This is a genomic window from Pseudomonas sp. 32A (genome assembly GCF_052682255.1).
This window is the reverse complement of the sequence record NZ_JBQYLY010000001.1, coordinates 1,795,118-1,813,357: the sequence shown is the minus strand read 5'-3', so window position 1 is coordinate 1,813,357 and position 18,240 is coordinate 1,795,118. Positions and strand designations below refer to the sequence as shown.

Sequence of the window (18,240 nt, the reverse complement as noted above, 5' to 3'; positions counted from 1 at the left end):
TGGATGCACGCGGTGTTCTCTGGTTTTTCGCGAGCAAGCTCGCTCCTACAGTGGGGGAGATCAGTTCAGAACTTCACTCAACGGAATGAAGTTGACCCGATCACCGATCTCCAGCGTCGTCCCTTCCAGCACCTCTACCAAACCTTCAGCCCACGCCGCACTGCGCAGCACACCCGAGCTCTGGTTGCGGTAGATGATCGCCTTGCCCTGCTCCAGCCGCCCGCGCAGATACTCACGGCGATTCCCCGGCTTGGCCCAGACAAACCCCACCGGCACTTCAATGCGCAACGGCTGCACGTCTTCCACGCCCTGACGGCGCAACAGGTAGGGCCGCGCCAGCAAGGCAAAGGTCACCAGGGTCGATGCCGGATTGCCCGGCAAACCGATCACCGGTACACCACGGAAATGCCCGAACGTCAGCGGCTTGCCCGGCTTGATCGCCAGCTTCCACAGCGCCAGCTCGCCCTCTTCCCGCAGTGCAATCCCGAGAAAATCCGCCTCGCCCACCGACACACCGCCGGTGGACAGAATCAGGTCCACCGAGCCCAGCGCGCCCAGGCGTTCGCGGGTTTGTTCCAGGTCATCCGGCAGGATCCCGGCGTCCACCACTTCACAGCCCAGGCGCTCCAGCCAGCTGCACAGCACCCGGCGATTGCTGTTGTAGATCTGCCCGGGCCCCAGCGGCAGGCCCGGTTCAATCAACTCGTCGCCGGTGGACAGCACGGCCACGCGGGCGCTTCGCACCACCTCCAGCCGATCACGACCCAGCGAAGCCGCCAGGCCCAACTCGATCGGGCCAAGACGTGTACCAGCAGGCAACACCAGTTCGCCCACCGTGGTTTCCTGGCCTTGGGGACGGATGTTTTGATCCACCTGCAACGCTTCGGTGAAGCTCACCCGCTGATCGGGGTGGACCACGGCGTTTTCCTGCATCTCAACGCAGTCCGCGCCTTCCGGTACCGGGGCACCGGTGAAGATTCGCGCACAGGTGCCGGCGGCCAAAGGCTCCGGTGCCGTGCCTGCGAAAATGCGCTGGCTGACCACCAATGGCTCGCCGGTCCAGTCCGACAGGCGCAGGGCGTAACCGTCCATGGCGCTGTTGGGCCAGGGCGGCAAGTCCAGGGTCGAGATCAGCGCCTGGGCCAGCACGCGACCGTCACACTCGGCCAACGGCAACGTTTCCTGCTCACGAATCGGCGCTGCCTCGGCCATCGCCAGCAGTTGTTCGAGGGCGTCTTCTACCGGCATCAACGCACCGGTCTTGCCCGGCTTACCCACGGGATTCACAGGGCTCGGCCTGCTTCAGGTGCGGGACGAAGTTGCACGGGCGGTGACGGTTATCCAGTTGCTCGGCGAGAATCCCGTCCCAACCGGTTCGCACCGCGTTGGTGGAGCCCGGCAGGCAGCACACCAGGGTGCCATTGGCCAGGCCAGCCAGGGCGCGGGACTGAACGGTGGAGGTGCCGATATCGGCCACGGAGATTTGCCGGAACAGTTCGCCGAAACCGTCCACCTGTTTATCCAACAGGCAGCTCACCGCTTCCGGGGTGCTGTCACGGCCGGTAAAGCCGGTGCCGCCGGTGATCAACACCACTTGCACCACGTCTTCGGCAATCCAGTGCGCCACTTGCGCACGGATTTTGTACAGATCATCTTTAAGCAACACGCGCTCGGCCAGCAGGTGGCCGGCGGCGGTCAGGCGGTCGACGAAGACCTGGCCCGAGGTGTCGGTTTCCAGGGTGCGGGTATCACTGACCGTCAATACAGCAATATTCAGGGGTACAAAGGGCGCATCAGCCTTGGCTTTCATGGCTCGGTCCGGTTGTCGAAGGAACAGCCCGATGTTATATCACAGCCCCCCGTTTCACTGCCCGCAGGAGCCGCCATGCCAAGCCATTCTTCCCCTTTGCCCTGCTCCGTGCTGTTGCTGGCCGGCGGCCGTGGCCAGCGCATGGGTGGCCTCGACAAGGGCCTGCTCGACTGGCACGGCCAGCCGTTGATTGCGCACCTGCATCGTCTGGTGCGGCCTTTGACCGACGACCTGATCATCTCCTGCAATCGCAACCAGCCACAGTACGCGGCCTACGCCGATCAATTGGTTGGCGATGACAGCCCGGATTTCCCCGGGCCACTGGCTGGCATTCGCGCAGGACTGGCGGTGGCGCAGCATGGGCATCTGCTGGTATTGCCGTGCGATGTGCCGCAGATCGACGCGCGATTGCTCGCCGGCCTGCGCAGCACGGCGCAGCAACATCCGTTGTTGCCGGTGATGGTGCGCCACGGCGATTTCTGGGAGCCACTGCTCTGCGTCATACCGACGCGCCTGCGCGAGCGGTTCGATGAGGCCTGGGCCGCCGGCGAGCGCAGCCCGCGCCGGATCATGCAGGCGCTGGGGGCGCTGGCCCTGGATTGCCCCGCCGACGACCCACGCCTGGCCAACCTCAATACACCGGAGTTGTTGCACCGCCCGCCCAGCGTGTCAGAATGAACGTCGAACAAGGAACTTTGCCGACGTTGCACACGTCACAAGGTCAGTACTCAACAAAGCATTCTCTCGGAGACAAACTCATGACTCAACGGACCATCGCCGCTCTCATGCTTGCACTGGGCCTCGCTACCCTTGCCGGTTGCGCCTCGCCTACAGTGATCACCCTGAATGACGGTCGCGAAATCCAGGCCGTCGACACTCCAAGTTTCGACAAAGCCACCGGCTTCTATGAATTTCAACAGCTGGATGGTAAGCAAACCCGGATCAACAAGGATCAGGTTCGCACCGTTAAAGACCTGTAAGTCTTAACGCCAGATACGAAAAAGCCCGCGTAATGCGGGCTTTTTCGTGCCTGGGGTTTACCAGTCAGGGTGATCTCGCTGCGAAAGTTTCGCTCCAGACCGGTGACCGGGTCGATGAAACGCACGCCTTGGGCCAGCAGCTTGAGTGGGTTGGCGTAGTCGTCCTGCGCATCCTTGATGACGTCAGGGTAGAACGGATCGTTGCAGATACTCGCGCCCAACGCCGTCATGTGCACCCGCAACTGATGTTTCTTGCCGGTCACCGGAAACAGACCATAGCGCCACAGGTCGCCATTCTTTTCCCGCACCTCGACGGCCGTCTCGGTATTGCTCGCCCCCTCGCCTTCCTGCATGCGAAAGAACGGCTCGCCATCCACCAGCCGGCTTTTGTGCACCAGCGGAAAGACCAACCCAGGTAATGCCGGAGCAATGGCTTCGTAGAACTTGTCGATCTTGCGCGTGGGAAACAGCTGTTGATACGCCGAGCGCGTCTGCGGGTTTGCCGAAAACAGCACCAGCCCGGCGGTATGCCGATCGATGCGATGCAGCGGCACCAGGGCCGGGTTGTCCAGGCGACGGATCAAACGCCGCAACAGGGTCTGCTCGACGTATTCACCGGCAGGCGTGACCGGCAGGAAGTGCGGCTTGTCGGCCACCACCAGGTGTTCATCGGCGTAGAGGATGGTCTCCTGCACCGGGATCACTTTCTCGTTCGGCACTTCGCGAAAGTAGTAGATGCACAGGCCTTCGCGGTAGGCGAGATCCAGACTGATGGGAGCGCCATTGATGTCCAGCACCCGCCCCCTGGCGACGCGATCCAGCCATTGTTCGCGACTGATGGCCGGAAAGTGCTCACACAGGCAATCCAGCACGGTGGCCCAGGCGCCCGGCGGCAGGTACAAGGTGCTGGCTTGATGCTGGGCAGCGGAAAAAACGGACATGGGCAGGCTCAACGCAGGACATACAGGCGGGCATTATCCCGCATGCGGCCGGATCAGGCCCAGCACAGATTCAAGCCTTGGCCAATTCCGCGCGCAGCACCGGCGACGCACTGGCTGCCTCGGTGAATTCCTTGAGCCAGCGCAGCACATCCACCGCTTCCCAGCGGCCCGGGTCGTAAAGCGCATACAGCAAGCCCTGATAGCCCACCACATCCAACTGCTTGTGATAACCGGCACGCTGAAACAGCGCCTCGATCTCGGCAAAGCAGGTATTGAAGTGCACTTTGTTAAAGGGCGTCTTGCCTTCCGTGACCAGGCCATCGAGGCGCAGCTCGTTCACCGCGTCGCGCACGACGTCGGCAGACATGCGATTGACGCTGCTTTTCAGTTGTTCAACATTCACCACGGGCATTCCCTCTCATTCAATCGCTGTACAAACATACAGTAACCGAATAATCGACAGCTCGCCATCGCCGAGTGCTAGAGGAGAAAGCTCACCACCTGCGCTTGATCAAACGGCCAGTCCAGCTCGGCGCCCGTGTCCACCCGGCGCAGCACCGGAATCCGCAGGCCGTAGGCTTCGAACAAGGCCTCGGAATCGGCGATATCCACCAACTCCACCAGCAGGCCGTGTTCGACCAACGGTATGATTTCCGCTTCGGCAATCTCGCAAAGATGGCAGCCCAAGGTGCCGAACAACTGACATTCAGGAAGCATGGCAAAGGGTCCGAGAAGAATCAGGTGCCTATTCTAACAGCGTCGGGGCACTGCAAAAGCCTGACCCAGATCAGCATGGCGTATAACTGATTCAGCGACTCTCGCGACTTTTTTCCCGTAATACCTGCAATGGAGCTGCACGTGTTTGCCAACCTGCTGATTATCCTGGCCTCCTCCCTGGTGGTGATTGCGTTGTTTCGTCGCCTGCAACTGCCACCGGTACTGGGCTATCTGTGTGTGGGCCTGGCCGTAGGCCCCACCGCGCTCGATTGGGTCAACGACAGCGAAGAGTTGCCAGACCTTGCCGAACTGGGTGTGGTGTTCCTGCTGTTTTCCCTGGGCCTGGAGTTTTCCCTGAGCAAAATGCTCAGCCTGCGCCGGGTGGTGTTTGGCTTGGGCAGCCTGCAGGTACTGTGCTGCGGGTTGCTGCTGGGCGGTTTGCTGGCACTGTTCGGCCTGTCGCCGACGACCGCGCTGTTGCTCGGTGCTGGACTGGCGTTGTCGTCTACCGCCATCGTCAGCAAGGAGCTGACCAGCCTTGGCGAAATCTTCAGCAGCCATGGCCAGAATGCGATTGGAGTATTGCTGTTCCAGGATGTAGTGGCCGTATTGCTGCTGACCCTGGTGCCAGTGTTCGCCGGTAACAGCGAGCAAGCCTGGTACTGGGCATTGCCACTGACCCTGGGCAAAACCGTGGTGCTGTTCCTCGGCCTGCTGCTGGCCAGCCGCTGGTTACTGCCGCGTTTGTTCCGTGAGGTGGCGGCGTCCCATTCGGCCGAGTTGTTCGTGCTGCTGGCACTGGTGATTGTGCTGCTCACCGCCTGGCTGACGCACCTGCTGGGCCTGTCCCCGGCCCTTGGCGCCTTTCTCGCTGGCATGCTGCTGGGAGAAAGCCACTACCGTCATCAGATCGAAGCCGATATCCGACCGTTTCGCGACATCCTGCTGGGACTGTTTTTTGTCAGCATCGGCATGCTGATCGACCTGCAATTGTTTATCAGCCACAGCCTGTTGATTCTTGGCCTGACCCTCACCCTGATGCTGATCAAAGGCTGCGTCGTCGCGCTGCTGGTGCAACTGCGCGGCAGCGACGGCGAAACCGCCTGGCGCAGCGGCTTGGCGTTGGCCCAGGGCGGTGAGTTTTGTTTCGCCTTGATGGCGCAAATGCAGCAGAGCCGCCTGATGCCCGCCGACATCAGCGGCCTGCTGCTGGCCGCCACGTTCTGCTCGATGCTGCTGACGCCACTGCTGCTCAGGGCGGCACCCGCGATTGCCCTGCGCTTGCACCGCAAGCCCAATCAGCAAGTGCAGCTTGAAGAGATCACCGCCCTCAACGCCGAGCTGCGAGGCCACGCGGTGATCTGCGGTTATGGCCGGGTTGGCCAGTCCATCGGGCGCTTCCTGCACCGCGAACAGCAAGCCTTCATCGCCCTGGATGACGACCCGGAGCGGGTCCAGGAAGCCTCCACCGAAGACAGCGCCGTGCACTACGGCGACTGCCGCCGTGGCGCCCTGCTCAGCGCCGTCGGCCTGGAGCGTGCGCGCCTGGTGGTGATCGCGGTGGACAACAGCGACGTCGCCCTGACCGTGCTCAACGAAGCACGGCGGATCAACCCGAACGTCCCGATCCTGGTACGCACCCGCGACGACAGTCAACTGGCCGAACTGAAAGCCGCCGGCGCCACGGAAGTGGTCCCCGAGTTGCTGGAGTCGAGCCTGATGCTCGCCTCCCACGCGCTTATCCTGCTGGGGTTGTCGGACCAGCAGGTGAAGGACCGCGTGGATGAGGTGCGCCAGAGCCGCTATCAGCTGCTACAGGGCTTCAACCATAGCGAAGGTGACACGCCCCTCAATCCTGACTGACCGCCCCAATCTTGTGGATCGACAAGTCCGCGCCGTAATACTCCTCTTCCTGACTCAAGCGCAGGCCGTAAACGCGCTTAATCACCCCATACACCAGGAAGCCGCCGGCCAGGGCTACCACCACACCCAGCGCGGTGCCGATCAACTGGCTGATCAGGCTCACGCCGCCCAAACCACCCAGGGCGGTCTGGCCGAAGATCCCGCAGGCAATCCCGCCCCACACACCACACAGCCCGTGCAGCGGCCATACACCCAGCACATCATCGATCTTCCAGCGGTCCTGGGCCGCGATAAAGAACCAGACGAACAAGCCGCCCGCCACTGCGCCAGTCACCAGTGCGCCCACCGGGTGCATCAGGTCGGAGCCGGCACAGATCGCGACCAGCCCGGCCAGCGGACCGTTGTGCAAGAAGCCTGGGTCGTTACGCCCGATGACCAATGCCGCCACGGTGCCGCCGACCATCGCCATCAACGAGTTGACCGCCACCAGCCCGCTGACCCCCGACAGGGTTTGCGCACTCATGACGTTGAAGCCGAACCAGCCGACAATCAAAATCCACGAGCCCAACGCGAGGAATGGAATGCTCGACGGCGCAAACGCCACCAGGCGCCCTTCCCGATAACGTCCCTGGCGTGGGCCGAGCAGCAACACCGCCGCCAGTGCCAGCCAGCCGCCCATGGCGTGCACCACCACGCTGCCGGCAAAGTCATGGAAGCTCGCGCCGAAGCTGGCCAGCAACCAGGCTTGCAGCCCGTAATTGCCATTCCACACCATGCCTTCGAAAAACGGGTAGATGAAGGCTACGATCAACGCGGTGGCGCACAGTTGCGGCGCAAAACGTGCACGCTCGGCAATCCCCCCGGAAATGATCGCCGGGATCGCTGCGGCGAAGGTCAGCAGGAAGAAGAATTTCACCAGGCCGTAGCCGTGGTCGGCGCTGATCACCGCCGCCGGTTGCATGAAGGTCACGCCGTAGGAGATCCAATAGCCTATAAAGAAATAAGCCAATGTGGAGATGGCGAAGTCACTGAGGATTTTCGACAGGGCATTGACTTGGTTCTTCTGGCGCACGGTGCCGACTTCCAGGAAGGCAAAGCCGGCGTGCATGGCCAGGACCATGACCGCACCAATCAGGATGAACAGCGTGTTGGAACTGTGGACGAGGGTGTCCACCGCGCTTTGCAAATTTTCCATGGAGGATGGCAGGCCTGCACATGCAGGAAAAAGCACCAAAGCAGTTCATGACCTTCATGACGCGCACTAAATTGGCACCAAGGGCTCGACCTTCTTTTGAGGCCGTGAACCGGTTTAGCGCAGCGATCATTGAGAAAGGCAGAATCCGACAGGGTTTTTCCGCGAGTTTTAGTTATTTAGGGTAAGGTTTTTCAGGGTTTGAGCCCCAACCGCCCGGATTCAGCGCAAGGCCCCAGGCCTGCGCACCAAGGCAAAGCAAAAGCTGTACCAGACAATTGCAGTGAACCTTCACCGATGCCGGTGACTCGAAACCAAAAGTAAACAGACCAGCTACTCACGGAGATAACCATGGCCAGAAAAACGGCAAAGACTGCTCAAGAAATACTGATGGCGGATTTTCAAACCCTGGTCAGCGATACCGAGAAGCTGCTGGACGACACGGCGATTCTCGCCGGTGACCAGGCAGACGAGCTGCGCAGCAAGATTCACGACAGCCTGCTCAAGGCCCGTGAAACCCTGCAACTGACCGAAGACTCGCTGCGCGAACGCGGCCAGGCGGCGGTTACGGCTACTGAGGATTATGTCCAGGCCAACCCATGGCAGTCCGTCGGCATTGCAGCCGGCGTAGGCTTTTTGATCGGCCTGCTGGCTACAAGGCGCTAATCATGTCTATCGGCGAATCCGGCTCGACCACGGGCCCAAGTTCTACATCGCGGCGCCTGGGCGCGGCTGTCCTGGGTTTGCTGCACAGCCACGTCGAGCTGTTTGGCATCGAGTTGCAGGAGCAGAAAGCCCGCACCGTCAGCCTGTTGCTGTTCGCCGGCCTGGCGCTGGTGTTCGCCCTTCTGTTGCTGGTGGGCTTGTCGGCACTGGTGATGATTCTGGTGTGGGATACCTACCGCCTGACCGGGATCATCAGCCTGTGTGTGTTCTACATACTGGCCGCAGCATTCTGCGGGTTGCGCCTGAAGGCGGCGGTGTTCGATGAGTCCACGCCGTTCCACGCCACCCTCGAAGAGCTGGCCAACGACCGGGAGCGCCTGCTGCCATGAGCATGACTGAATTGCCGCACAACACTTCCCGGCGAGAAATGCGCAAGGCGTTGATCCGCCTGCGCATGGAAATGCACCGCCAGGAAATCCGTCACGAGTCCCAGCAACTGATGCTGCCGCTGCAAAAGGTCCGCAACATGGGCCAGAGCTGGCAGGACGGTTTTGGCATCAAGCACGCGCCGCTGTGGGGCGTGGGCGTGGTGACACTGTTGGGCTTTCTTACCGGTAAAGGCGCCAAGGGCGGCGGAATCGGCACCATGACCCGCCTGGTGCGGCTTGGCGCCGGTCTGATCCCGTTGATCAAATTGGCCATGCAGGGTGCTTCGCGCAAAAGTTAAGCCGCGCTGGCTGCATTCTTGCAAACAGATCAGGCCCGGCCCTCACCCTCGAGGGCCGGGCCTTTTTTATTCCGGTCTTTTAAGGAGGCCCCGTGATCGACGGGCAACCGCTCGCCTGCTTCCAGCCATTCATCGACACCGCTACCGGCCGCATCGCCGGCGTAGAAGCCTTGGGGCGACTGCGCCAGGCGAACGGTGAACTGCGCTCGGTGGGTCCGTTGTTTGCCGACCCGCGCACTCCCTCCGTGGCCTTGCGCCGCCTGGACCGACAGATCCGCGACAATGCCCTGAGCCGCCTGCATGAAGCCCCGCAAGAGTGGTTCCTCAGCCTGAACATCTCGCCACGCTGGATTACCCGGCTGCGCCCGGGGCAAGCCTTGCCGAGCCTTAGGCAATTGCAGGTGCATAACGTCGACCCGCGCCGCATCGTATTCGAGATCACGGAATTGGGCGGCGATATCCAGCGCCTGGCCGACGTGGTCGAGCGCTACCGCGAGGCCGGGGCGCGGATTGCCATTGATGATTTCGGCGCCGGCTATTCGCAACTGGACCGGGTGCTGGCGTTGCAACCGGACATTCTCAAGCTCGACATGCGTCTGTTCCAGGCTGCTGCCCGGGGCGGCCCCAGCGGGGACGTGGTGCGGGCGCTGGCACAAATGGCGGAAAAAACCGGCTGCTGGATCATTGCCGAAGGCGTGGAGACCGAGGCCCAGCTGAATTTCGCCCTGGAATGTGGTTCGCGTTATGTTCAGGGCTACCTGTTCGCCCAGGCCCAGCTGGACTGGTTCGCCACGGACGCGTTCGTGCCGCGCTTCGCCCAACTGCGCAACGGCTATGTTCAACAGAAGCTGGCCGAGCGTGGTCGGATCATGCAGTTGCGCCAGCAACTGGCGGAACTGATGCAGATCCTGCAAACCTGGGCGCAGGCCCAGGCACCGCTGAGCCAACTGCCGCAATTGCCGGCATTTCCCTGGCTGCTGCGTTTCTACCAGTGCGACCGGCATGGCACGCAACTGACGCCCAATTTCGAATGGCACCAGGGCGCGTGGCAAGCCGACGGGCGCTATCTCGGCCATAACTGGTCCTGGCGCCCGTATTTTTATCACCTGCTGGCCGAAGGTTGGGAGGAGCGGCGGCTGACCCTGTCCTCGACCTATCGCGATGCCACGACCAACCAGTACTGCCTCACTGCCGGACAATTCTTTGATAATGGTCGTCGCCTGCTGTTAATCGATATCGACGCCGTCGGCTTGTAGTTTTTCGCTTGCGAAGGCCCGGCTGAACCGGGAAGCTGGGAGGCGTCATTCACCGCACGGAGAGTACCCGCCTTGGATTGGCCCACCCTGCTTACCCGCGAACGCCTTGGAAAACCGCTGCACAGCCCGGAAGAACTGGGGCGCAGCCCGTTTCACAAAGACCATGATCGCATCATCTTTTCCGGCGCATTTCGCCGCCTGGGCCGCAAGACTCAAGTGCATCCGGTGACCAGCAACGATCATATCCATACGCGGCTGACCCATTCCCTGGAAGTCAGCTGCGTGGGACGGTCCCTGGGCATGCGCGTGGGCGAGACCCTCCGCAGCGCCCTGCCTGACTGGTGTGACCCGAGCGACCTGGGCATGGTGGTGCAATCGGCCTGCCTGGCCCACGACATCGGTAATCCGCCGTTTGGTCATTCCGGTGAAGACGCGATCCGGCACTGGTTCCAGCAGGCGTCAGGACGTGGCTGGCTGGATGACATGACCAGCGCCGAGCGCAATGACTTCCTGAATTTCGAAGGCAATGCCCAGGGCTTCCGGGTACTCACGCAGCTGGAATATCACCAGTTCGACGGCGGCACCCGGCTGACCTACGCCACCTTGGGCACCTACCTGAAATACCCCTGGACCGCGCGCCACGCCGACTCGCTGGGCTACAAGAAACACAAGTTCGGCTGCTACCAGAGCGAGCTGCCGATTCTCGAGCAGATCGCCCAGAAGCTCGGCTTGCCGCAACTGGAAGAACAGCGCTGGGCCCGGCATCCGTTGGTGTACCTGATGGAGGCGGCCGACGATATCTGCTACGCGTTGATCGACCTCGAAGACGGACTGGAAATGGAGCTGCTGGAATATGCCGAGGTCGAGTCCCTGCTGCTGGACCTGGTGGGCGACGATTTACCGCAAACCTACCGGCAACTCGGCCCGCAGGATTCCCGGCGACGCAAGCTGGCGATCCTGCGGGGCAAGGCCATCGAGCACCTGACCAACGCCGCCGCCCGGGCGTTCGTCGAACAACAGGACGCGTTGCTGGCCGGTACCCTGCCGGGGGACCTGGTTGAACATATGCACGGCCCCGCCAAGCGCTGCGTACTGGATGCCAAGGACATGGCGCGCAAGAAGATCTTCCAGGACAAGCGCAAGACCCTGCATGAAATCGGCGCCTACACCACCCTGGAAATCCTCTTGAATGCCTTCTGCGGCGCGGCCCTGGAACAACATGGCGGTCGCACCCCGTCGTTCAAGAACCGGCGCATCCTCGACCTGCTGGGCAACAGCGCCCCGGACCCGTCGTGGTCATTGCACGCCTCGTTCCTGCGCATGATCGATTTCATCGCCGGCATGACCGACAGCTACGCCAGTGAGATGGCCCGAGAAATGACCGGGCGCTCCAGCCCGCAATGAAGCAGCGCCCTGGCTTATGGCCAGGGCTGCTTTTCAAAGAATCGCCCTACGCACGGAACAGAGCGGCCTGATCGAAGCTCTTCCCCGCCGCGATGAATAATCGCGCGCCCAGACCGCAGTCTTTCGACACATTTCTGCGCCCCATCGCTGGCGGGCCCATTAACTTCTCACTACACGCCCTGGCGGAGCGTCTTCAGGGCACTTGGCCATTTCATGGAAAATCCCATGCTCGAACAACTTCGTATCCTGTTGGTGGAGGATCACCCCTTTCAATTGCTGGCCACCCAGTGCCTGTTGCGAAACTACGGCTACCACCACCTGGCCCTGGCTGAGAACGCCGAGCAGGCAATGCGCCTGATGACAGAAACCGACACACCATTCGATATTCTGCTGTGTGATCAATGTTTGCCGGACCTGCCCGGGCTGGAGTTGATTGAAATCGCCAACCGCAGAGGCTTTATAAAATCCGCGATATTGCTCAGCGGCCTGCCCGTCAACGAACTGCAGAACCTTGAGGCCCAGGCACACGAGCGCAACTTTCCGTTACTTGGCTACTTGTCGAAGCCGCTGAACCACCTTGGGCTGAGCGAACTCATACGCCAATCGCGCCCCTCCCCGCTCAACAAAAAAGTAGGAAGTTAAACGCCCGCCCACTTCGAAAATTCTTCGTTATAACGCTGTTCCCCCACAGGTACTTATTTTTAAATTCTACTCACGCAAAATTCTTACACCCGAACAACAAATACCCGACAGAGCGTAATCCCTTGCTTTTTTTGATGTAGGAATATTCTTGTTTTACGTTTGTTCCACATCAGGCTCATCCTCCTGCATTGCCATGTGAGCTAATGTGCCGACTTTATTTGCGCTTGTATGGAATATGATCATGAACTCAGTTTTTATTATCGACGACCACCCCGTTATACGACTTGCCATTCGAATGTTGTTGGAACATGAAGGTTATAAAGTAGTTGGAGAAGCCGACAACGGTTGTGACGCAATACAGATGGTCAAGGAATGCCAGCCGGACCTGATCATCCTTGATATCGGGATTCCTAAACTCGACGGCCTGGAAGTGTTGTGTCGATTCAACTCAATGAGCACGCCGACCAAGACATTGATACTCACCGCCCAGACCCCGAAGCTGTTCGCCACACGGTGCATGCGCTCCGGTGCCGACGGTTATGTCTGCAAGGAAGGTGACTTGAGTGAGCTACTGAGTGCCATCAGAGCGGTCTTGTCAGGTTACAACTACTTTCCGAGCCAGGCCCTTAATGGCAGCACTAACGAATCAGATTGCAATGAAGAGCTCGAACTTTTCAAAGTCGTCAATGATCGCGAACTCATGGTATTGCAACTTTTTGCACAAGGCCGGACAAACAAGGAAATAGCCAAGGGCATGTTCCTCAGCAACAAGACTGTCAGCACCTACAAAAAAAGGCTCATGCAAAAACTAAAAGCCAAATCCTTGGTAGAACTTATCGAGATGGCAAAACGTAACGCGCTAGTGTGAGAAATCGGATGCCCAGGCGTTTAAAGGACTATCTAATCATATTGAGTATCGGGGTGTGCCTCAGCACTGCCGTGCCTGCCGAACAAACGGCTCCCGAGCAATACGCACTGCTGGGGCGCGCCGGTGCCGCTCAACTGGACACACCACTGAACAAGACACAACGCCAGTGGCTGCAGAACAAACGGGAACTGATACTGGGCACGTCTGCGCCAGACTACCCGCCCTTCGACATCACCTCCAGCGGGCGGGATTATGAAGGGTTGACTGCCGATTACGCCGGCCTGGTGGCCAGGACGCTGGCAATACCGCTGAAGGTATTGCGCTACTCCACCCGGGAAGCCGCGATCCAGGCGCTGGAAAACGGTGATATCGACTTTCTGGGCTCCGCCAATGGCTTTGAAGCGGCGAATCCCGACATCGTCCTGTCATTGCCCTACGCGGTGGATCAGCCGGTACTGGTCACCCGTGAAGGTGAAAACCGTAATCTTGGCGACGGCCTGGCGGGCTTGCGCCTGAGCCTTGTCTACCACTACCTGCCCATGGATGAAGTGCAGGCGCTGTATCCAAAGGCGACCATCCACGCCTACCCGTCCTATCAAAATGCCTTGAACGCGGTGGCATTCGACCAGGCTGATGTATTCCTGGGCGATACCATTTCCACTCACTACATGATCAACAAGGGCTACCTGAAAAATATCCGCATGGCCAACTTCGGCAAGCACGAGGCACACGGATTCAGCTTCGCCTTGCGCAAGGATCAACCCATTCTCCTGAGCATCATCGATTCAGTGCTCGATGGCATATCCACCTATGAGCGCGACAGCATCGCCAAGCGCTGGAGTGCGGGCAGCGACATTCTCCTGACCGACCGCAAACTGCAACTGACCCTGCGTGAAGAGCGCTGGCTCAAGGACCACCCGGTGGTGAAGGTGGTGGTCAATGAAACCCTGGCGCCCCTGACATTCTTTGACACTGATGGCAACTTCCGGGGTGTCACAGCCGACCTGCTGGAGCTGATCCGCCTGCGAACCGGCCTGCGCTTCAAGATCCAACACGAGCGTAACGTCGCCAACATGATCGAACTGGTGCAAACCGGCGCTGCCGACATCATCGGCGCAATTACCCCCAGCACCGGCCGCGAGTCCCGGCTGAACTTCAGCCGCCCCTACCTGGAAAACTCCTATGTATTGCTGACCCGCAAAGAGCCGGGCGCGCCCACAAGCCTTGAACAAATGGCCGGCAAGCGCCTGGCGATTACCCAGGGCAATCAGCTGGAAACATTCCTGCAACAGGCGTTTGCGCAGATAAACCTGGTGGAAACCGGGGATACTTTCAAAGCATCGGAATTGTTGGCACAAGGGCAAGTGGACGGCGCGGTGAACCCCTTGGTGATCGCCAACTATCTGCTTTCTTCTCCGGCATTCCAGGACAAATTGCAGATCAGCTCCAGTATCGGCACGTTGCCCGCGACCTTTGCCCTGGCGACGTCCCGTGACGCCACGGAGCTGAGTTCGATTCTGGACAAGGCGCTGCTGAGCATCGCCCCGGATGAGATGGCGGCGATCAATAGCCGCTGGCGCGGCTACAACGCGGCGTCCGATGGCTACTGGCGCAATTACCACCGCCTGATCGCCCAGATCATCATCGGCACCGGGCTGCTGCTGTTGATTTCCCTGGCCTGGAACGGCTACCTGCAGCGTCAGATCAAGCATCGAAAACTGGCCGAGCGCGCCCTGAACGACCAGTTCGAGTTCATGCGGGCACTGGTCAATGAAACGCCCCATCCGATCTACGTACGCGACCACAACGGCTTTCTGCAAACCTGCAACGACAGCTACCTGCAGACCTTCGACGTCAAGCGTGAAGATGTCATCGGCAAGAGCATCACCCAGATGAGCATGGCGCTGGAAACGGAGTCGGCCCAATACCATGCCGACTATCAGCGGGTAGTGGCCGAGGGCAAACCGCTGATCCTTGATCGCACCCTGCATGTGCATGGGAAAAAACTCACGATCTACCACTGGATTCTCCCGTACCGCGACTCCATGGGCGAAGTCCAGGGCATCATTGGCGGCTGGATCGATATCAGCGAACGGCGCCAGTTGTTTGATGAACTTCGCGCCGCCAAGGAGCGTGCCGACGAAGCCAACCGTGCGAAAAGTACGTTCCTGGCCACCATGAGCCACGAAATCCGCACACCGATGAACGCCGTCATCGGCATGCTCGAGTTGACACTCAAGCGTGCCGACCAGGGGCACCTGGATCGCCCCGCCATCGAGGTCGCCTACAACTCGGCCAAGGACCTGCTGGAGCTCATCGGCGACATTCTGGACATCGCACGCATCGAATCCGGCCGCCTGAGCCTGGCGCCGGAGCGGGTCAACCTGCGCGAGGTGATCGAGTCGGTGGTCCGTGTGTTCGACGGTCTGGCGCGCCAGAAAACCCTGAGCCTGGTGCTGGAATTCACCCCCGATGCCGGCGACACCGACGTGCTGATCGATCCGTTGCGGTTCAAGCAGGTGCTGTCGAACCTGGTGAGCAATGCGATCAAGTTCACTGAACGCGGGCAGGTGAAGATCAAGGTGCAACTGAAGGCGACCGGGCAACCTCAACAGATCGAGATGAAACTGGTGGTGGAGGACACCGGCATCGGGATCAATCGCGAAGACCAGTTACGCCTGTTCGAACCTTTTGCCCAAGCCGACAACTCCGGGCACCTGGCCAGGAGCGGCGCCGGCCTGGGCCTGGTGATCTGTCGCAGCCTGTGCGCCATGATGGGCGGGCAATTGAGCCTGAGCAGCGTGCCCATGGTGGGCACCCAGGTGCACGTCAGCCTGAAGATGACCAGCCTGCAGCCGGTCAAGGCGGTAGACAAACTGGAACCTGCCGCGACCACACCGGCACCGGTACTCAATGTGCTGGTGGTGGATGACCATCCGGCCAACCGCTTGCTCATGTGCCAGCAACTGGGCTTCCTGGGGCATCAGTTCACCGCGGCCCATCATGGCGCTGCGGGGTTCCAGGCCTGGCGCGAGGAACACTTCGACCTGGTTATCGCCGATTGCAATATGCCGATCATGAACGGCTACGAGTTGAGCCATTCCATCCGCGAGTATGAGCAGCGTGAACAAAAAACGCCCTGTGTGATACTCGGTTTTACCGCCAACGCCCAACCCGAGGAGAAACAACGTTGCTTCGACGCGGGCATGAATGACTGCCTGTTCAAACCCATCAGCCTCTCCGCGCTGGAACAGCAACTGGCACAAGTCTGCCCGCTGCCCATGCGCAACGTGTTCACCCTTCAAAGCCTGGACGCGATGACAGGCGGCGACCCTCAGTTGAGCCGGCGCCTGCTTGAAGAGTTACTCAGCAGCAGCCGGCATGATCGAGCCGAGCTGATGGCCCTGCTGGCGCAACACGCCGCCCCCCAGGACCTGATCGAGCAGGCTCACAAGATCAAGGGCGCCGCACGGATCATCCAGGCGGACATTCTGGCCGGGCAATGCGAGGCGCTGGAGCAGGCCTGTGGCCAGGGCGAGAATCAGCACGTTGTCGAGGTGGGTATCAAGGCGATGGAGAAATCCATGCTTGAGCTGGAAAGGATGCTGCAAATGCAACTGGACGTACTGGACCATCGATAATTTGCAGGAGCGAGCTTGCTCGCGAAAATCGTCAACGATAACGCGGTCATTCTGGATGCGCGCGGCGTTCTCTGGTTTTTCGCGAGCAAGCTCGCTCCTACAGGAGGCTCAGTCCATCAGCAATCGGTCAACCGCAGGAAAATCGCCGCCAACTGCTCAATGCCGGCCTGATCCTGCGGGGTAAATCGCGACAAAGATGGGCTGTCCAGGTCCAGCACACCAATCAGGCGCCCGTCCTTGACCAGCGGAACCACCAACTCACTGTTGGACGCGCTGTCGCAGGCGATATGCCCCGGAAATTCATGTACGTCTTCCACCCGCTGGGTTTGCCGCGAGGCCGCTGCCGCGCCGCACACCCCACGACCGAACGGAATACGCACACAGGCGATCTGCCCCTGGAAAGGCCCAAGCACCAGCTCTTCATTGCGGTTGAGGTAGAAACCCGCCCAGTTCAAATCATCCAGCTGGTTGAACAGAAACGCCGAAAATTGCGCCGCATTGGCGATGAAATCCCGCTCATCCGCCAACAGCGATTCCAGCTGTGCATGCAGCATGGCGTAGCCATCAAGGCCGGCTCCGGACTGTTGCAAATCGATCATGGTTGACGCTCCAACAACTTGAGGCCCACCCAATAGCGGGCGAACTGATAGGCACAACGTCCGTTGCGATTGCCGCGCCCGGTTGCCCAACGCACGGCGAGGATGTCCAGCTCCTCATCGCGCTGCCACTGCAAACCGGCCTTGTTCGCCAGCTCACCAATCCAGTGCTCGACCACATCCAGGAAGTGCTCTTGATTGAACGGGTAAAACGACAGCCACAAACCGAAACGGTCAGACAGGGCAATCTTGTCCTCCACCGCTTCGTTGGGATGCAGCTCGCCGTCTATCGTTTTCCAGTTTTCGTTATCGCTCTGGTTCTCGGGCACCAGGTGACGACGGTTGGAGGTGGCATACAACAGGACGTTTTCCGGCGCCTGCTCCAGGGAACCGTCGAGTACACTCTTGAGCACACGGTAATCGCTCTCGCCGGCTTCGAAGGACAGGTCATCGCAGAACAACACAAAGCGCTGTGGCAACTTGATCAATTGCTCCACCACTCGCGGCAGGTCCGCCAGGTGATCGCGCTCGATCTCGATCAGGCGCAACCCGGCCTTGGCATGCTGGGCCAGCAAGGCACGCACCATGGACGATTTCCCGGTACCGCGCGAGCCCCAGAGCAACGCGTGGTTGGCCGGCAAGCCGTCGAGAAACTGCTGGGTGTTGCGGGCCAATTGTTCGCGTTGTTTGTCCACGCCGATCAAGTCGGACAGGCGCATATCCAGGCTGACTTCCAGCGGCAATAAAAAGCCGTTGCGACCTTCGCGCTGCCAGCGGGCAGCCAGGCAATGGTTCCAGTCAATGGCCTCGCGTGGGGCGGGCAACAAGGGCTCCAGGCGAGCCAGTACCGCGTCGGCACGCTCAAGAAAGGCATTCAATCGAGAATCCACGACTATTCCTCTGGCAAGTTCTTGTAAAAGATGGCGTATTGGCAACC

General features: G+C 60.4%; 18 protein-coding genes and 1 pseudogene. 11 read left to right on the top strand and 8 right to left on the bottom strand.

Going from position 1 to position 18,240, the window contains the following annotated elements:
* Positions 1–60: 60 nt before the first annotated feature.
* Together ACUN0G_RS08320 and moaB are read right to left on the bottom strand one after the other, a co-directional pair.
* Entirely contained in the window at positions 61–1,287 is a 1,227-nt protein-coding gene (locus ACUN0G_RS08320; protein ID WP_445573097.1) for a molybdopterin molybdotransferase MoeA, read from the bottom strand.
* A complete protein-coding gene (moaB, locus tag ACUN0G_RS08315; RefSeq protein ID WP_003209092.1) occupies positions 1,271–1,810 on the bottom strand; it encodes a molybdenum cofactor biosynthesis protein B in 540 nt (179 codons plus the stop codon). Before moaB ends, ACUN0G_RS08320 begins: the two co-directional genes overlap by 17 nt.
* Positions 1,811–1,885: 75 nt before the next feature.
* Here moaB and mobA point away from each other — a divergent pair, with 75 nt between their 5' ends.
* Both mobA and ACUN0G_RS08305 read left to right on the top strand, forming a co-directional pair.
* Complete coding sequence (gene mobA, locus ACUN0G_RS08310; protein ID WP_421525781.1) at positions 1,886–2,488, top strand: molybdenum cofactor guanylyltransferase MobA; 603 nt, start codon at positions 1,886–1,888, stop codon at positions 2,486–2,488.
* A gap of 80 nt (positions 2,489–2,568) precedes the next feature.
* Complete coding sequence (locus tag ACUN0G_RS08305) at positions 2,569–2,790, top strand: YgdI/YgdR family lipoprotein (protein WP_258344546.1); 222 nt, start codon at positions 2,569–2,571, stop codon at positions 2,788–2,790.
* A gap of 65 nt (positions 2,791–2,855) precedes the next feature.
* Here ACUN0G_RS08305 and ACUN0G_RS08300 read toward each other — a convergent pair.
* From ACUN0G_RS08300 to ACUN0G_RS08290, 3 genes and pseudogenes are all read right to left on the bottom strand, one after another.
* A pseudogene (locus ACUN0G_RS08300) lies at positions 2,856–3,731 on the bottom strand (pseudouridine synthase); the annotation flags it as partial.
* A 70-nt stretch (positions 3,732–3,801) separates the two neighbouring features.
* The gene (locus ACUN0G_RS08295; RefSeq protein ID WP_003209087.1) at positions 3,802–4,137 is read right to left on the bottom strand and encodes a hypothetical protein; all 336 of its coding nucleotides are present in this window, start codon (positions 4,135–4,137) and stop codon (positions 3,802–3,804) included.
* A gap of 74 nt (positions 4,138–4,211) precedes the next feature.
* Complete coding sequence (locus ACUN0G_RS08290; RefSeq protein ID WP_445573096.1) at positions 4,212–4,448, bottom strand: glutaredoxin family protein; 237 nt, start codon at positions 4,446–4,448, stop codon at positions 4,212–4,214.
* Positions 4,449–4,589: 141 nt separating this feature from the next.
* On the opposite strand from ACUN0G_RS08290, the gene ACUN0G_RS08285 reads away from it, so the two are divergent.
* Positions 4,590–6,311, top strand: coding sequence for a cation:proton antiporter (locus ACUN0G_RS08285; RefSeq protein ID WP_421553340.1), 1,722 nt, complete (start codon positions 4,590–4,592; stop codon positions 6,309–6,311).
* Here the strand turns inward: ACUN0G_RS08285 and ACUN0G_RS08280 are convergent.
* A complete protein-coding gene (locus tag ACUN0G_RS08280; protein ID WP_258344543.1) occupies positions 6,298–7,506 on the bottom strand; it encodes an ammonium transporter in 1,209 nt (402 codons plus the stop codon). The genes ACUN0G_RS08285 and ACUN0G_RS08280 overlap by 14 nt on opposite strands.
* A 348-nt stretch (positions 7,507–7,854) precedes the next feature.
* On the opposite strand from ACUN0G_RS08280, the gene ACUN0G_RS08275 reads away from it, so the two are divergent.
* The 8 genes from ACUN0G_RS08275 (at position 7,855) to ACUN0G_RS08240 (ending at position 16,707) form a co-directional block, all read left to right on the top strand.
* Entirely contained in the window at positions 7,855–8,169 is a 315-nt protein-coding gene (locus ACUN0G_RS08275) for a DUF883 family protein (RefSeq protein ID WP_026078283.1), read from the top strand.
* Between the two features lie 2 nt (positions 8,170–8,171).
* Positions 8,172–8,558 carry a phage holin family protein gene (locus ACUN0G_RS08270; RefSeq protein ID WP_063032049.1) on the top strand — a complete coding sequence of 129 codons (387 nt, stop codon included), beginning with the start codon at positions 8,172–8,174 and terminating at the stop codon, positions 8,556–8,558.
* Positions 8,555–8,896: a hypothetical protein gene (locus ACUN0G_RS08265; RefSeq protein ID WP_421525785.1), complete on the top strand. Its 342-nt coding sequence runs from the start codon at positions 8,555–8,557 to the stop codon at positions 8,894–8,896. Before ACUN0G_RS08270 ends, ACUN0G_RS08265 begins: the two co-directional genes overlap by 4 nt.
* A 92-nt stretch (positions 8,897–8,988) precedes the next feature.
* Entirely contained in the window at positions 8,989–10,152 is a 1,164-nt protein-coding gene (locus ACUN0G_RS08260) for an EAL domain-containing protein (RefSeq protein WP_445573095.1), read from the top strand.
* A gap of 72 nt (positions 10,153–10,224) precedes the next feature.
* A complete protein-coding gene (locus ACUN0G_RS08255; protein ID WP_258344540.1) occupies positions 10,225–11,556 on the top strand; it encodes a deoxyguanosinetriphosphate triphosphohydrolase in 1,332 nt (443 codons plus the stop codon).
* 225 nt (positions 11,557–11,781) lie between these two features.
* Positions 11,782–12,198, top strand: a complete 417-nt coding sequence (locus ACUN0G_RS08250) for a response regulator (RefSeq protein ID WP_445575532.1) — start codon at positions 11,782–11,784, stop codon at positions 12,196–12,198.
* A 241-nt stretch (positions 12,199–12,439) separates the two neighbouring features.
* Positions 12,440–13,066 carry a response regulator gene (locus ACUN0G_RS08245; protein WP_445573094.1) on the top strand — a complete coding sequence of 209 codons (627 nt, stop codon included), beginning with the start codon at positions 12,440–12,442 and terminating at the stop codon, positions 13,064–13,066.
* Between the two features lie 8 nt (positions 13,067–13,074).
* Positions 13,075–16,707: a transporter substrate-binding domain-containing protein gene (locus tag ACUN0G_RS08240; protein WP_445573093.1), complete on the top strand. Its 3,633-nt coding sequence runs from the start codon at positions 13,075–13,077 to the stop codon at positions 16,705–16,707.
* 116 nt (positions 16,708–16,823) lie between these two features.
* Here ACUN0G_RS08240 and ACUN0G_RS08235 read toward each other — a convergent pair whose 3' ends face one another.
* Together ACUN0G_RS08235 and ACUN0G_RS08230 are read right to left on the bottom strand one after the other, a co-directional pair.
* Positions 16,824–17,306, bottom strand: coding sequence for a GAF domain-containing protein (locus ACUN0G_RS08235; RefSeq protein ID WP_258344537.1), 483 nt, complete (start codon positions 17,304–17,306; stop codon positions 16,824–16,826).
* Positions 17,303–18,193, bottom strand: a complete 891-nt coding sequence (locus tag ACUN0G_RS08230; RefSeq protein ID WP_421525789.1) for an ATP-binding protein — start codon at positions 18,191–18,193, stop codon at positions 17,303–17,305. The genes ACUN0G_RS08235 and ACUN0G_RS08230 overlap by 4 nt, the downstream gene beginning before the upstream one ends.
* Between the last annotated feature and the right edge of the window lie 47 nt (positions 18,194–18,240).